Source organism: Aquisalimonas sp. 2447, assembly GCF_012044895.1.
Taxonomy (GTDB): domain Bacteria; phylum Pseudomonadota; class Gammaproteobacteria; order Nitrococcales; family Aquisalimonadaceae; genus Aquisalimonas.
The window spans coordinates 2,720,448-2,733,669 of sequence record NZ_CP050695.1; the positions used below are offsets into that span (position 1 = coordinate 2,720,448).

Here is a 13,222-nt window from a genome sequence, read left to right on the forward strand (position 1 = left end):
CCGCATCCATGCGGCCACCCCTTCGGGGCCGGGCGGCCTGCGGGCCGGAGCTCCGCTAGTCGCCCGAGCTTATGCGCCCGCGCCCCCTTCGCCCCCGGACTCGAGGCCCGATGAAGCGTCGGACAAACGCTGACGCACCGCTTCGAACAGCAACACCCCGGTGGCCACCGAAACGTTCAGGCTGGCAACCTGCCCCGCCATGGGGATGCGGGTCAGGAAATCGCAGGACTCTCGGGTCAGGCGTCGCAGGCCCGCGCCTTCGGCGCCCATGACCACCGCCAGCGGCCCGGCCAGATCCAGCTCCCAGGGCGCGGCCTCGGCCTGCTCAGCGGCACCCACCAGCCAGATGCCCTGCTGTTTCAGGGTCTCCAGACAGCGGGCGAGGTTGGTGACCTGGAAGAACGGCACACTGGCCGTGGCACCGGAGGCCACCTTGTGGACTGTTGCGGTGAGGCCCACGGCCTTGTCCCGCGGCGCCACCACGGCATCCACCCCGGCGGCGTCGGCGGTGCGCAGGCAGGCGCCCAGGTTGTGGGGGTCCTGAACCTGGTCCAGGATCAGCAGGAACGGAGCGTGATCAAGCCCGGCCAGGTGCGCTTCCAGCGCGTCCTGGCCGCGGGGTTCCGGACCGCGATAGCGAATGACCACGCCCTGGTGGGCGGCGCCGTCACTGAGGCGGTCCAGTTCCTTGCGCGGAACGTCCTGAATACGGGCACCAGAGCGCTCCAACTCCTCGCGCAACCGCGCCATCTTCTGGTCGCGGCGATTGCGCTCCATCCACACCTCCAGTACCCCCGAGGGCTCGTACCGCAACGCGGCACGGACGGCGTGGAGGCCGTGGATCAGTTCATCCTGCTTCACCGACGGCGGCTTCCCGAACGGCGGCGACGGCCCTTCTTCGCCGGCTCACCATCATCGGACTTCGCCGATTCAGCCTTGGGCTGCTTCTTGACGCCCCCCTTGGGTCCCCGCTTGCGGCCGCCCCGCTTGGCCGCGGGCCGGTCCCCGCCCTCGGCGGCTTCCTCCAGCTCACCGTTGGGGTCCAGGGTGCCGAGCATGGCGAGGTCCACCTTGCGCTCGTCCGGGTCGACGCGGGCAATGCGCACGCGCACCCGGTCCGTCAGGCGGTAGACCTTGCCGGTGCGCTCGCCGGTGAGATGGTGACCGATGGGGTCGAAGCGGAAGAAGTCGTTCTCCAGCTGGGTAACGTGGACGAGACCGTCGACGTAGAGCTCATCGAGCTCCACGAACAGGCCGAAACCGGTGACCCCGGTCACCGTGCCGTTGAACTCCTCGCCCACCTTGTCGCGGATATACTGGCACTTGAGGATGGCTTCGGCGTCCCGCGTGGCCTCGTCGGCCCGTCGTTCGGTCATGGACAAGTGCTCGCCGAGGCTGAGCAGCTCATCCTTGCCTACGGGGAAGGTCGGCCCCTTGCCGCCATCCGCCACATGGCCGATACCGCGGTGGACCAGCAGATCCGGATAACGGCGGATGGGCGACGTGAAGTGGGCATATTCATCCATGGCCAGGCCGAAGTGCCCGGTGTTCTCGGGGTGGTACACCGCCTGTTTCAGCGAGCGCAGCATCACGGTCTGGATCAGGTGCTTGTCCGGGCGGCTCTGCACACTGCGCAGCAGCTTGGCGAAGTCCGCCGGTTGCGGATCGTCACCGCCACCGAGCTTGAGACCGGTTTCCGCAAGGAAGCGGTTGAGGTTGTCCAGGCGATCCTCGTCCGGGCCCTCGTGGTTGCGGAACAGGCTTGGCAGTTTCTGCTTGTGCAGGTAGCGCGCCGTGGCCTGGTTGGCGGCGAGCATGCACTCTTCGATCAGCCGATGAGCGTCGTTGCGCTCCACGGGCTCGATGTTCTGGATAATGCCGTTGTCATCGAAGACGATCTGCGTCTCAGTGGTGTCGAAATCGATGGCACCACGCCGATTCCGTGCCTTGCGCAGGGACTGGTAGAGCCCGTGCAGGTTCTCCAGGTGCGGCACCAGCGTCTTGTGCTTGTCGCGCAGCTTCTGATCGCCATCCACCAGCATGGCGGCCACTTCGTCGTAAAGCAGGCGCGCGTGGGAGCGCATGACCCCTCGGTAAAAGCTGGAGCGCCGGATGGCTCCACCACTGCCAATGAGCATGTCACAGACCATGCACAGGCGATCCACGTCCGGGTTCAGCGAACACAAACCGTTGGAGAGTTTCTCCGGCAGCATGGGCACCACGTTCCGGGGGAAGTACACGGAGTTGCCGCGGTTGCGCGCTTCGCGGTCCAGCGCCGAGCCGGGCCGGACGTAGTGGGAGACATCGGCAATGGCCACCACCAGCCGCCAGCCGGACGGTTTGGGCTCGGCGAAGACGGCGTCGTCAAAGTCCCGGGCATCGGCACCATCGATGGTCACCAGCGGCAGATCCCGCAGGTCCTTGCGGCCCTGCTTGTCGGCCTCGGTCACCTCGTCGGGGATACGCTGCAGTTCCTTCTGCACCGCCTCCGGCCACTCCATGGGAATGCCGTAGATGAGCTGGGCGGTCTCGATCTCGGTGCCCGGCTTGATGTGCTCGCCGAGAACCTGGATGACTTCGCCGATGGGCTGACGGCGCACGGTGGGCTGCTGACTGATCTGCACCACCACCAGCTCACCGTTGCCGGCGTTCTTGTGGGCGTCACCCGGGACGATCACGTCCTGATGCAGGCGCTTGTTGCTCGGCACCACAAAACCAACACCGCTCTCCTCGTGGAAACGGCCTACCAGGGTCTTGTTGGCGCGCTCCAGCACTTCCACCAGAATGCCGGCGGGCTGGCCTTCATGATTGGTGCCGGTCACGCGGACCACGGCACGATCACCGTGGAGGACCATGCGCATATCCCGGGGGGAGATGTAGATCCGCTCGCCGCCGACATCCGGCGCGAACTGACCGTACCCGTCCTGGTGACCGATGATGCGACCGCGCAGGAGTTCCTCGTTGTCCACCGGCACATAGCCGCCACGGCGATTGCGGATCACCTGCCCGTCGCGCTCCATGGCGATGAGACGCCGTCGCAGCCCTTCCAGCGCGTCCGGGTCCTCAAGTTCCAGGGCGCGGCCAAGCTGGTCGCGCGTCTGGGGGCGGGCCTGGTCCGCGATGAAGTCCATGAGGAACTCACGGCTCGGGACCGGGTTGTCGTACTTCTGCTGCTCCCGCTCCCGGTATGGATCACTGGCGGGATTCGCGGGGGATTTCTTCTTTACCATAAATTCAATGCTGCTCCGGACACGGTGCGGCCGAGGATACGCGAACACGGGATACATGCAATCACGGCGCTCGATGGCAACACACCACTGCCTGGCGTGCCGGGCACAGTCCGGCGGCCGCCAACGGCGGCGGGAAGCCGTTGACAGCCCCCGGGGGCCTCGGTAAAGTACGCGCCCTGACCCGGGGCACTGCCCCGACACGTCAGGCCCAGGTGGCGGAAATGGTAGACGCGCTAGCTTCAGGTGCTAGTGGGGGAGACCCCGTGGAGGTTCAAGTCCTCTCCTGGGCACCAGGCATTGAAAAAGGCGGCCACAAGGCCGCCTTTTTCGTTTCCGCACCACTACCTGTGCGGCCGACCGGCACGCGACGCCACCGCGCCGCGCACCGGCGGTTCCCGGCGCACGCACCCGATCAGACGCCGTCCTCGAAGGGATGCTTGATCATGATGGTCTCGTTGCGATCCGGGCCGGTGGAGATCATGTGCACGGGCACGCCCACCAGTTCCTCGAGCTTGTCCAGGTAGGCCCTGGCATTGGTCGGGAGCTCTTCCATGGACGTGAGCCCGGCGGTGGAGCCTGACCAGCCCGGCAGTTCAATGTATTCAGGCTGGCAGTCGGCCATGGCCTCGGCACCCAGCGGCGGCACCGCGTGCCACTGGCCACCGCACTGGTAGCCCACACAGATCCGCACTGTCTCCAGGCCGTCGAGCACGTCGAGCTTGGTGATGCACAGCCCGGAGACGCTGTTCACCTGCACCGAGCGACGCAGCGCCGCGGCGTCGAACCAGCCGCACCGCCGGGCACGCCCGGTGGTGGAGCCGAATTCATTGCCCTGCTCGGCCAGGTAGCGGCCGATGTCGCAATCCAGCTCCGTCGGGAACGGCCCGGCACCGACGCGGGTGGTGTACGCCTTGGTAATGCCCAGGACATAGTCGATGTCCCGCGGCCCCATGCCACTCCCGCAGGCGGCACCACCGGCGGTGGTGTTGGATGAGGTCACGAAGGGATAGGTGCCGTGGTCGATGTCCAGCAGCGCACCCTGCGCCCCCTCGAACATGATCCGGTTTCCTGCCTTGTTGTGGGCATGCAGGATGCTGATCACGTCCTCGACCATGGGGCGCAGTTCTTCGGCATGCTTCAGGCAATGCTCGTAGACCGCATCGAAGGACTGCACCGGCTCGCCGAAGTACTGCTCCAGGACGAAGTTATGGAAGGCCACCAGGTCCCGCAGCTTGGGCGCCAGCACGTCCGGGCGCATGAGGTCGGCCACGCGGATGCCGCGCCGGGCGACCTTGTCCTCGTAGGCGGGGCCGATACCCCGCCCGGTGGTGCCGATGGCCTCCTTGCCGCGGGCCTTCTCCCGCGCCTTGTCCAGGGCCGCGTGGGAGGGCAGGATCACGGGGCAGGCAGGGCTGATGCGCAGCCGGTCCCGCGCCGGTACGTCGCGGGCCTCCAGCTCGCGAATTTCCTTGAGCAACGCTTCCGGGTCCAGCACCACACCGTTACCGATCAGGCAGTGCACGCGCTCGCGCAGGATGCCGGAAGGAATCAGATGCAGGACGGTCTTCTCGCCGTCGATCACCAGGGTGTGCCCGGCGTTGTGTCCGCCCTGAAAGCGCACCACTGCGGCGGCGCGCTCGGTAAGCAGATCCACCACCTTGCCCTTGCCTTCGTCACCCCATTGGGTGCCGATTACGACCACGTTGTTTGCCATGCTGTCCGTTCCAGTTCCTGTGGCGCGGCGACTGCCGCAATGAATCATGAACTCGCTGGATCGTCAGAGATCCACCACTTTCCAGGCCCCGTCCTGCTCCACCAGCTGGCGATCGCAGCCGAGTTCGTCCGGTAGCGCGGGCTGCCCGGGCAGCTGCACGACGACACGCTCGCCATGCTCGCGCAGCTGGCGAATGGCATTCACCAGGTCGGCGGCATCGCCCCAGGGCGCGAGGATCCCTCGAGGCGCAGGCGCCGCAGCACGCTCGCCCAGAGCGCACAGGGTCTTGAGATCGGCACTGAAGCCGGTGGCCGGCCGCGAGCGCCCGAAGACTTCACCGATGCTGTCGTAACGACCGCCGCGTGCGACCTCCTGACCATACCCGGGCACGAAGGCGGCGAACACCACGCCGGTGTGGAAACGGTAGCCGCGCAGCTCGGCCAGATCGAAATGCAGGGTCGCTTCCGGGATGTGCCGCTCGATGGCCGAGGACAGAGCCCAGAGATGGCGTAGGGCCTGCTGGACCTCTTCGCCTGCCCCGGCCAGCTGCTCACCGGCGTGGTCGAGCACTTCGACGCTGCCATTGAGATCCACTAGCGCCGCCAGACGATCCCGGACCGGGCCGTCCGCCACCTCGTCCAGCAACCCCGCAATCTCGGTGCGGGCCTTGCGCTGAAGACAGTCGAACAGCCGCGCCTCGAGATCGCGGTCGAGTTCGGCTTCCCGGGCCAGGGCCCGGAAAATCCCGACGTGCCCGATATCCAGGTGCGGCGACGGCAACCCGGCGATGCCCAGGGTCTCCATCATCAAGGCGATGATTTCCACATCGCTCTCGACACCGGCATGCCCGAACAACTCGGCCCCCAGCTGGACGGGATTACGGCTGCGCCCCGGCCCTTCAGGGCGCGTGTTGAGCACTGTCCCCAGATAGCACAGCCGTGCCGGACCGACACGCCGCAACTGGTGGGCATCAATGCGCGCCGCCTGCGGCGTCATGTCCGCGCGCACACCCATGAGCCGGCCCGAGAGCTGATCGGTGAGCTTGAACGTCTGCAGATCCAGATCCGGGCCGGTACCAATCAGCAGCGAGTCCAGGTACTCGATGACCGGCGGCATCACCAGCTCGTAGCCCCAGCGATCCCAGGTATCCAGGATCTCCCGGCGCAGCGTTTCCAGCGCCGCCGCCCGCGGCGGCAGCACTTCATCCACCGCATCCGGAAGCAGCCAGCGATTGGTCCGGGAAAACTCGGCTTCTTTCATCGGGGACGGTTCTCCATATCAGGGACCGAACAGGTAGAGCAGCCCCAGCCCACTCAACATGGCCGCCAGGCCGCCCAGGCGCAGGCTGCGGTCATCCATCGCCAGCACCTGTGCCAGATAGCGACGCAGCAGCGTCGGACTGAGAAACGGCAGGATCCCCTCGACGATCAGCACCAGGGCCACCGCGGTCATCAGCAGCTCGAAAGGTCCCATGCCATCTCCAAAAAAAGCCGGGCGGTATGAAAACCGCCCGGTGACCGTTGCTCACCCGTGACTACCTGCCAGAACTCTCAGTCCTCGCGGCCGCCATCCATCTGGTCCAGATAGCGGAAGAACTCACTGTCCGGCGTCAACACCAGTACGTCGTCATCACTGCGGAAGGCGCGGTCATACGCCCGCAGGCTGCGGGTGAATTCGAAGAACTCGCGGTCCTGCTCCGCTGCCTGGGCGAAGATGGCAGCCGCCTCGGCGTCACCTTCACCACGCAACTCCTCACCGTCGCGACGCGCCTCGGCCACCAGCACCGTGCGCTGGCGATCCGCGTCGGCGCGGATACGCTCGGAGGCCTCGTCACCACTGGCACGGATATCCCGGGCCACACGCTCACGCTCGGCGACCATGCGATTGAACACCGACTCGCTCACGGCAGGCGGGAGATCCACGCGCTTGAGGCGCACGTCCAGCACTTCGATGCCGAGATCCGCAGCGTAGGTGTTCGCCTCTTCACTGAGGATGTCCATGATCACGTCCCGTTCTCCCGAGACCACATCCTGGATGGTGCGGCGACCGAACTCGCTGCGCAGGCTGTCCTTGATGTTCTCATTGAGACGGGCGTTGGCACGCGTGGGATCACCACCCACGGTGGTGTAGTAGGTGCGCACGTCGGACACGCGCCACTTTACGAACGCATCGACGATCAGGTTCTTCAACTCGCCGGTGAGGTAGCGCTCCGGCTCGGCGTCCAGGGTCTGCACCCGGGCGTCGAACTTCCGGACGTTGTTCACGAACGGCATCTTGAAGTGCAGACCCGGCTCATAGTCGGCCCGCAGGATCTCACCCAGGCGGAACTTCAGGGCCTTCTCGGTTTCGTCCACGGTGAAAACGGAGAAATACCCCAGCACAACGGCGATGGCGACAACAATACCGGCAACGGACTTGAAGGATTGCATCAGCGGCCCTCCCTGGAGCGGAGATCACCGCGGCTGCGGGCGCCATCCTGACCACCACTCTGGGAGGTGCTCAGCCGGCGATCGAGAATGTCCGGGTCGAGCCGACCCGTGTCGCGCTGCCCGTCGCCGTCGGCGCGGGGCCGGGACATGCCGTCCAGCGGCAGGTAGAGCAGCGAATCGGCAGCATCACCCGTCATGAAGATCTTCCTGCTGCGAGAGTAGATATCGGAGACTGCATCAAGATAGATGCGCGTCCGCGTGACTTCCGGTGCCTGGGAGTACTCCTGGAGCAGCGCCAGGAAGCGGGCACTTTCACCCTCGGCCTCGGCAATGGCCTGCTGGCGATAACCCTCGGCTTCCTCACGGATGCGGGCCGACTCACCCTGGGCCCGGGGGATGACCTCGTTGCGGTAGGCGTTGGCCTGGTTGATTTTCCGCTGCTCGTCCTCGCGGGCCATGATGGCGTCCTCGAAGGCTGGCTGGACTTCTTCCGGCGGCTGCACGTCCTGCATGTCGACACTGACCACGCGCAGCCCGGTCTGATAGCTCTCCATGGCATCACTGACCAGGCGCCGTGTCTCCTGCGCCACCTCGGTGCGGCCCTCGGTGAGCACGAAATCCATGCGCCGCTTGCCCACGGTCTCACGCAGCGCACTCTCGGCCATGTCCTTCAGCGTCTGATCCGGTTCACGGAAGTTGAAAGCGTAGGCGGCGGGGTCTTCCACCTGGTACTGCACTGCCAGCTGCACGTCGACGATGTTCTCGTCCTGGGTGAGCATCAGTGCCTCGCGGGGTACATGCCGACGCTGGTTACCACCACCGGTCTGGTAGCCGATCTCGGAAACCCGGATTTCTTCAACGTTGATCCGCTCGACGCTACCGATGGGCTGCGGTGGCCGCCAATGCGGGCCGGGCATGGTGGTACTGTGATAAGCGCCAAAGCGCTTCTCCACGCCACGGTGACCCTCGTCGACAATGTAGATACCGGAGGCGAGCCAGACCAGCACCGCAACACCGATGATGCCGCCAATGGCGGTTCCGCTGATGCCGGACGGGCCTCCCGAGCCGTCATCACCGCCACCCTGCTGACCGTTGCCGCCGGACTGTCCGCCCTTGCCGCCAAACAGTCCGCCGAATTTGCCCTTGACGTTCTTGATGACCTCGTCCAGGTCCGGCGGCCCCTGATTCCCTGAGCCACCCCAAGGGTCCCGATTCCCACGACCGGGTTCGTTCCAGGACATACCCTTCTCCGAGTAAACAATTATTGGAATGCGCGCGGACCGCAGACTAGCACGGGATTGTAATGACCCGGACCGCTGCCCCGCAACATGTCACCGCTACACTGCCTGCAGAGGCGCGGTGAGGCCCTCCTTTTCGTACAGCCGATCCAGATCGCGGCGGCGCAGCTCCACCTCGAGCACCAGCTCGCCGGATTCGGTCCAGTCCTCGCCGAGCACTTCGCCCAGATCGAAGAAGCGCGACCGCAGCCGGCCCTGCGCAGGATCCAGACAGATGCGGCCACGTACCCGCTCTGCGGCCACGCTGTCGGCGATGGCCGACAGCAGCAGATCCATGCCGCGGCCGTCGTGGGCAGATACCCAGACATCGGTGATGCCGGTCTCCGGGTCCACGGACACGCCGGGTTCCCGCGACGTGCGGTCCACCTTGTTGTAGACCCGGATGCGCGGAATCTCCGCCGCACCGATGGACTCCAGCACCGACTCCACTTCGGTGATGCTGGCCTCGCGGTTGTCCTCGCCGGCGTCGATGACATGCAGCAGCAGCTGCGACTCGGTTGCCTCTTCCAGGGTGGAACGAAACGCTGCCACCAACTGGTGCGGCAACTCGCGGATGAAACCCACCGTGTCGGCAAGGATCACCGTGTCGCCACTGGCGACGTGCACGCGACGCAGGGTGGTATCCAGAGTCGCGAACAGCCGGTCATCGGCGTAGACACTGGCCTCGGTGAGCCGGTTGAACAGCGTCGATTTCCCGGCGTTGGTGTAGCCCACCAGGGAAACCGTGGGGACTTCCTGCTTGCGCCGGGACTGGCGCCCCTGCTCACGCTGCTGGCGCACCCGCGCCAGACGCTTCTCCAGCTGCTTGATGCGCACGCCCAGCATGCGCCGGTCCATCTCCAGCTGAGTCTCACCCGGGCCGCGCTGGCCGATGCCACCCTTCTGCCGCTCCAGGTGGGACCAACCACGCACCAGGCGCGTGGCCATGTGGCGCAGCTGTGCCAGCTCGACCTGGAGCTTGCCTTCGTGGGTCCGCGCCCGCTGCGCGAAGATGTCCAGGATCAGTCCGGTGCGATCCAGCACACGGCAGCCCAGCTGCTGCTCCAGGTTGCGTTCCTGGCTGGGTGACAAGGCGTGATTGACCAGCACCAAGTCGGCATCGCCGGCGGCGACCAGCGCTGCCAGCTCCTCGACCTTGCCACTGCCGATATAGTAACGCGGATCCGGACTGGTGCGGCGGCTGACGAAACTGTCGATCACTTCGGCCCCGGCCGACTCTGCCAGCGCGTGCAACTCGTCCAGCGCATCGGCAACGCCGCTACGCTCCGTATCCAGATGCACCAGCAGCGCCCGCTCACCTCCCTCGGGCCGGTCAAACAGACTCAGTTCGGACGTCGCCGCTCCCGGTAGTTCACGCGTTACCAAGTTCCTGACCACCTCGCTCCTGTTCCGCCGGCGCCAGCTTGACGTTGCGGGCGGGTACAATTGTGGAGATCGCGTGCTTGTAGACCATCTGGTTGACAGTATTCCGCAGTAGAATCACGAACTGGTCAAAGGACTCGATCTGTCCCTGCAGCTTAATGCCGTTGACCAGGTAGATCGAAACCGGAATCCGTTCCTTGCGCAGCGCATTGAGAAAAGGCTCTTGCAGCGACTGTCCCTTGGACATTGTTAGACCCCTTAAAATTCCTGATGAACTTGTTCTTATGGCAGGCCCGCAGGCACGCTCTATCCATCGAGCATCCACGAAACACCCGCCGCCATTCTAGCACAGCAACCCGGCTTCGCCCCGCATCCCTTAAGGTGATCGACGCGTGAACCAGCCGTGCTTCAGGCCCCGTGAAACCAGTTGGCGATGGCTCCCGAGGCGTCACCCCGCTCCGGGTTCAGCCACGTGGCGTCCTTTTCCCGCCGCAGCCACGTCATTTGCCGCTTGGCGAACTGCCGCGTGGCAATGATGCCTCGCTCCAACAGCGCTTCATGCCCGAACTCGCCGTCCAGGTACTGCCAGACCTGCCTGTAACCGACAGCGCGAATGGACGGGTGGTTCAACCCGAGATCGCCGCGGCTGCGCAACGCATCCACCTCGGCAATGAAACCCGCCTCAAGCATGGCCTCGAAGCGCCCGGCGATGCGCTGATCCAGCACCCCGCGTTCGGCGGGAGCCAGCACCCATTTCACCAAGCGGAGCCCCGACGCAGGCCGCTGGCGCTCCTGCTGCAGAGCACTCAACGGCCGGCCACTGATACGGTAGACCTCCAGCGCCCGCTGGATGCGCTGGGCGTCGTTGGGATGAATGCGCGCGGCGCTGTCGGGATCCACCTGCTGCAACTGCCGGTGGAGGGCTTCCCAGCCCTCCTCCCGCGCCTCGGCCTCGATGGTTTGGCGCAGCGCTTCATCTGCATCGGGAAGGTCCGCCAGGCCGTACTCCAGGGCACGGAAGTACAGCATGGTGCCTCCCACCAGCAGCGGCCACTCGCCGGCGGCCAGGGCAGCCTCGATTTCGCGGACGGCGTCATTGCAGAAACGCGCAGCGGAGTAGGCCTCTGCAGGGTCGAGGATGTCTACGAGCCGGTGTGGCGCACGCACGCGCGTCTCGGCATCGGGCTTGGCGGTGCCGATATCCATGCCGCGGTAGACCTGGGCGGAGTCCACGCTGATGATGCGCACCGGGAAGTGCTCGGCCAGGGCAACGGCGACTCCGGTCTTGCCCGAGGCGGTGGGGCCCATGATGCACGGAATGGCGACCTCGTTCATGGTCACTGTCCGCGCATGAACAGACGATCCAGCGCGGCCATGCCGAGACGCGTCCAGGTCGGCCGACCGTGGTTGCACTGTCCGCTGTTCGGCGTGCGCTCCATATCCCGCAGCAGGGCGTTCATTTCGGCGATGGTCAGTGACCGGTTGGCACGCACCGAACCGTGGCAGGCCATGGTGCCGAGCACTTGGTTGAGCTGCTCCCGAAGGCGCTCGCCGTCGCCGCCGAGGGCTCGCAGATCAGCAAGCACGTCCGCCACCAGACGCCCCACATCGGCATGCCGCAGCAGACCGGGCACCTGGCGCACCAGCACGGAATCCGGGCCGTTGCGGTCCACCTCGAAACCGAGTTGCCGGAAGGTCTCCTGGTGGGACTCCGCCAACTCTGCCTCCGCCGGGGTCACCGCCACCGGCACCGGCACCAGCAGCGGCTGCGAGGCGACCCCCTGGGTGGCCAGCGCCTCCTTCATACGTTCGTAGACGATGCGCTCGTGAGCGGCATGCATGTCCACCAGCACCACGCCATCGGCGGTTTCGGCAAGGATGAACACGCCGTGGATCTGCGCCAGCGCGTAACCCAGTGGCGGAACGTCCCGATCCTCGGTCGCGGCCGTCGGCTCCGGTCTCGCCACCGTCCCCGCCGGCTGATCCGCCGCCGGGGGCGGCTCCCCGTAGAGCGCCTGCGCTTCCCGCAGACCGAAGCCGAAACCACTCTGTTGCGGCGCCTCCGCAGGCGATGCCGGGCTCCCTGCGGTCGACGTGGACCCGGGGCTCCTGGCTGCCGGCGCAGCATCGTTCGGCGCCGCGACAAACGAGACGTCCGCCGCCTCGGGCCGGACCGACTCAAGCACGTCCCGCAGGCTGCGTGCCAGGAAATCGTGAATCAGCCGACCGTCGCGAAAACGGACCTCATGCTTGGCCGGGTGCACGTTCACGTCCACCTTTGCCGGATCCACCTCCAAGTACAGAACGTAGGCTGGATAGCGATCCTTGAACAGCACATCCTGGTAGGCGCGACGAATGGCGTGCGCGGCGGTGCGATCACGCACATGGCGGCCGTTGACAAAAAGGTACTGGAGGTCCGCGGTGCCACGGGAGAACGTGGGCAACCCTACCCAACCCTGCAGGGTCAGCCCCGCGGCTTCCAGGTCCACCCGCAGGGCCTGTTCCACGAACCCCGAGCCCAACAGGCGCGCCAGGCGCTCCTCGCGGGCAACATCATCCATGGCGGGCGCCACCTGCAGGCCGGTGCGGTCGTTGTGGCGCAGACGCACGCCAATATCGAAGCGCGCCAGGGCGATGCGCCGGACCTGCTCCTGGATATGGCCGAACTCCGTGCGGTCGGCCTTGAGGAACTTGCGCCGCCCCGGAGTGTTGAAGAACAGGTCGCGCACTTCGACGGTGGTACCCCGGGGATGAGCCGCCGGCGCCGGTTCGCCGGGCGCAGCGCTGTCGCCGGCATCCACCTCCCAGGCAAGTTCTTCGCCGTCGGCGCGGGACGTCAGCGTCAGCCGCGACACCGACGCGATGCTGGGCAGGGCCTCACCGCGGAAACCGAGGCTGGCCACTCGCTCCAGCTCCTGCAGCGATGCCACCTTGCTGGTGGCATGACGGTTCAGGGCCAGGGCGAGCTGTTCCCGGGCAATGCCGGCGCCATTGTCGCGCACGCGGATCAGCCGCTTGCCGCCGGCCTCCAGGTCCACGTCCACCCGATCGGCACCGGCGTCGAGGCTGTTCTCCACCAGTTCCTTGACCACGGAGGCCGGCCTCTCCACCACCTCGCCGGCGGCGATCTGGTTGATGAGCTGTTCCGGAAGTGCCTGGATGGGGCGCGTTGCAGCCATGAACAATGAG

General features: G+C 66.3%; 11 protein-coding genes and 1 tRNA gene. 1 reads left to right on the forward strand and 11 read right to left on the reverse strand.

Annotated features, from left to right (window positions below; translation table 11 throughout):
- Positions 1–69: 69 nt before the first annotated feature.
- Positions 70–861, reverse strand: coding sequence for a 23S rRNA (guanosine(2251)-2'-O)-methyltransferase RlmB (rlmB, locus tag KU884_RS12890; protein ID WP_167783002.1), 792 nt, complete (start codon positions 859–861; stop codon positions 70–72).
- Complete coding sequence (gene rnr / locus KU884_RS12895; protein ID WP_167783003.1) at positions 858–3,230, reverse strand: ribonuclease R; 2,373 nt, start codon at positions 3,228–3,230, stop codon at positions 858–860. The genes rlmB and rnr overlap by 4 nt, the downstream gene beginning before the upstream one ends.
- A gap of 206 nt (positions 3,231–3,436) precedes the next feature.
- Here rnr and KU884_RS12900 point away from each other — a divergent pair.
- Positions 3,437–3,523 (forward strand) — tRNA-Leu (locus tag KU884_RS12900).
- A gap of 119 nt (positions 3,524–3,642) precedes the next feature.
- Here the strand turns inward: KU884_RS12900 and KU884_RS12905 are convergent.
- The 9 genes from KU884_RS12905 to mutL form a co-directional block, all read right to left on the reverse strand.
- Positions 3,643–4,944: an adenylosuccinate synthase gene (locus KU884_RS12905; protein ID WP_167783004.1), complete on the reverse strand. Its 1,302-nt coding sequence runs from the start codon at positions 4,942–4,944 to the stop codon at positions 3,643–3,645.
- A 63-nt stretch (positions 4,945–5,007) separates the two neighbouring features.
- A complete protein-coding gene (locus tag KU884_RS12910) occupies positions 5,008–6,204 on the reverse strand; it encodes an ATP phosphoribosyltransferase regulatory subunit (RefSeq protein ID WP_167783005.1) in 1,197 nt (398 codons plus the stop codon).
- 18 nt (positions 6,205–6,222) lie between these two features.
- Complete coding sequence (locus KU884_RS12915; protein ID WP_167783006.1) at positions 6,223–6,417, reverse strand: DUF2065 domain-containing protein; 195 nt, start codon at positions 6,415–6,417, stop codon at positions 6,223–6,225.
- A gap of 77 nt (positions 6,418–6,494) precedes the next feature.
- Positions 6,495–7,373 carry a protease modulator HflC gene (gene hflC / locus KU884_RS12920; protein WP_167783007.1) on the reverse strand — a complete coding sequence of 293 codons (879 nt, stop codon included), beginning with the start codon at positions 7,371–7,373 and terminating at the stop codon, positions 6,495–6,497.
- The gene (gene hflK / locus KU884_RS12925; protein WP_167783008.1) at positions 7,373–8,614 is read right to left on the reverse strand and encodes an FtsH protease activity modulator HflK; all 1,242 of its coding nucleotides are present in this window, start codon (positions 8,612–8,614) and stop codon (positions 7,373–7,375) included. The genes hflC and hflK overlap by 1 nt, the downstream gene beginning before the upstream one ends.
- A gap of 96 nt (positions 8,615–8,710) precedes the next feature.
- Positions 8,711–10,036: a ribosome rescue GTPase HflX gene (gene hflX, locus KU884_RS12930; RefSeq protein ID WP_254432053.1), complete on the reverse strand. Its 1,326-nt coding sequence runs from the start codon at positions 10,034–10,036 to the stop codon at positions 8,711–8,713.
- A complete protein-coding gene (gene hfq, locus KU884_RS12935) occupies positions 10,023–10,280 on the reverse strand; it encodes an RNA chaperone Hfq (protein WP_167783009.1) in 258 nt (85 codons plus the stop codon). The genes hflX and hfq overlap by 14 nt, the downstream gene beginning before the upstream one ends.
- Positions 10,281–10,441: 161 nt before the next feature.
- Positions 10,442–11,368 carry a tRNA (adenosine(37)-N6)-dimethylallyltransferase MiaA gene (miaA, locus tag KU884_RS12940; RefSeq protein WP_167783010.1) on the reverse strand — a complete coding sequence of 309 codons (927 nt, stop codon included), beginning with the start codon at positions 11,366–11,368 and terminating at the stop codon, positions 10,442–10,444.
- A 2-nt stretch (positions 11,369–11,370) separates the two neighbouring features.
- Entirely contained in the window at positions 11,371–13,212 is a 1,842-nt protein-coding gene (mutL, locus tag KU884_RS12945) for a DNA mismatch repair endonuclease MutL (RefSeq protein ID WP_167783011.1), read from the reverse strand.
- Positions 13,213–13,222: the final 10 nt, after the last annotated feature.

Coding starts and splice junctions, on each gene's coding strand:
- rnr (WP_167783003.1), bottom strand. CDS start 3,230: ATGGTAAAGAAGAAATCCCCCGCGAATCCCGCCAGTGATCCATACCGG.
- KU884_RS12905 (WP_167783004.1), bottom strand. CDS start 4,944: ATGGCAAACAACGTGGTCGTAATCGGCACCCAATGGGGTGACGAAGGC.
- KU884_RS12910 (WP_167783005.1), bottom strand. CDS start 6,204: ATGAAAGAAGCCGAGTTTTCCCGGACCAATCGCTGGCTGCTTCCGGAT.
- KU884_RS12915 (WP_167783006.1), bottom strand. CDS start 6,417: ATGGGACCTTTCGAGCTGCTGATGACCGCGGTGGCCCTGGTGCTGATC.
- hflC (WP_167783007.1), bottom strand. CDS start 7,373: ATGCAATCCTTCAAGTCCGTTGCCGGTATTGTTGTCGCCATCGCCGTT.
- hflK (WP_167783008.1), bottom strand. CDS start 8,614: ATGTCCTGGAACGAACCCGGTCGTGGGAATCGGGACCCTTGGGGTGGC.
- hfq (WP_167783009.1), bottom strand. CDS start 10,280: ATGTCCAAGGGACAGTCGCTGCAAGAGCCTTTTCTCAATGCGCTGCGC.
- miaA (WP_167783010.1), bottom strand. CDS start 11,368: ATGAACGAGGTCGCCATTCCGTGCATCATGGGCCCCACCGCCTCGGGC.
- mutL (WP_167783011.1), bottom strand. CDS start 13,212: ATGGCTGCAACGCGCCCCATCCAGGCACTTCCGGAACAGCTCATCAAC.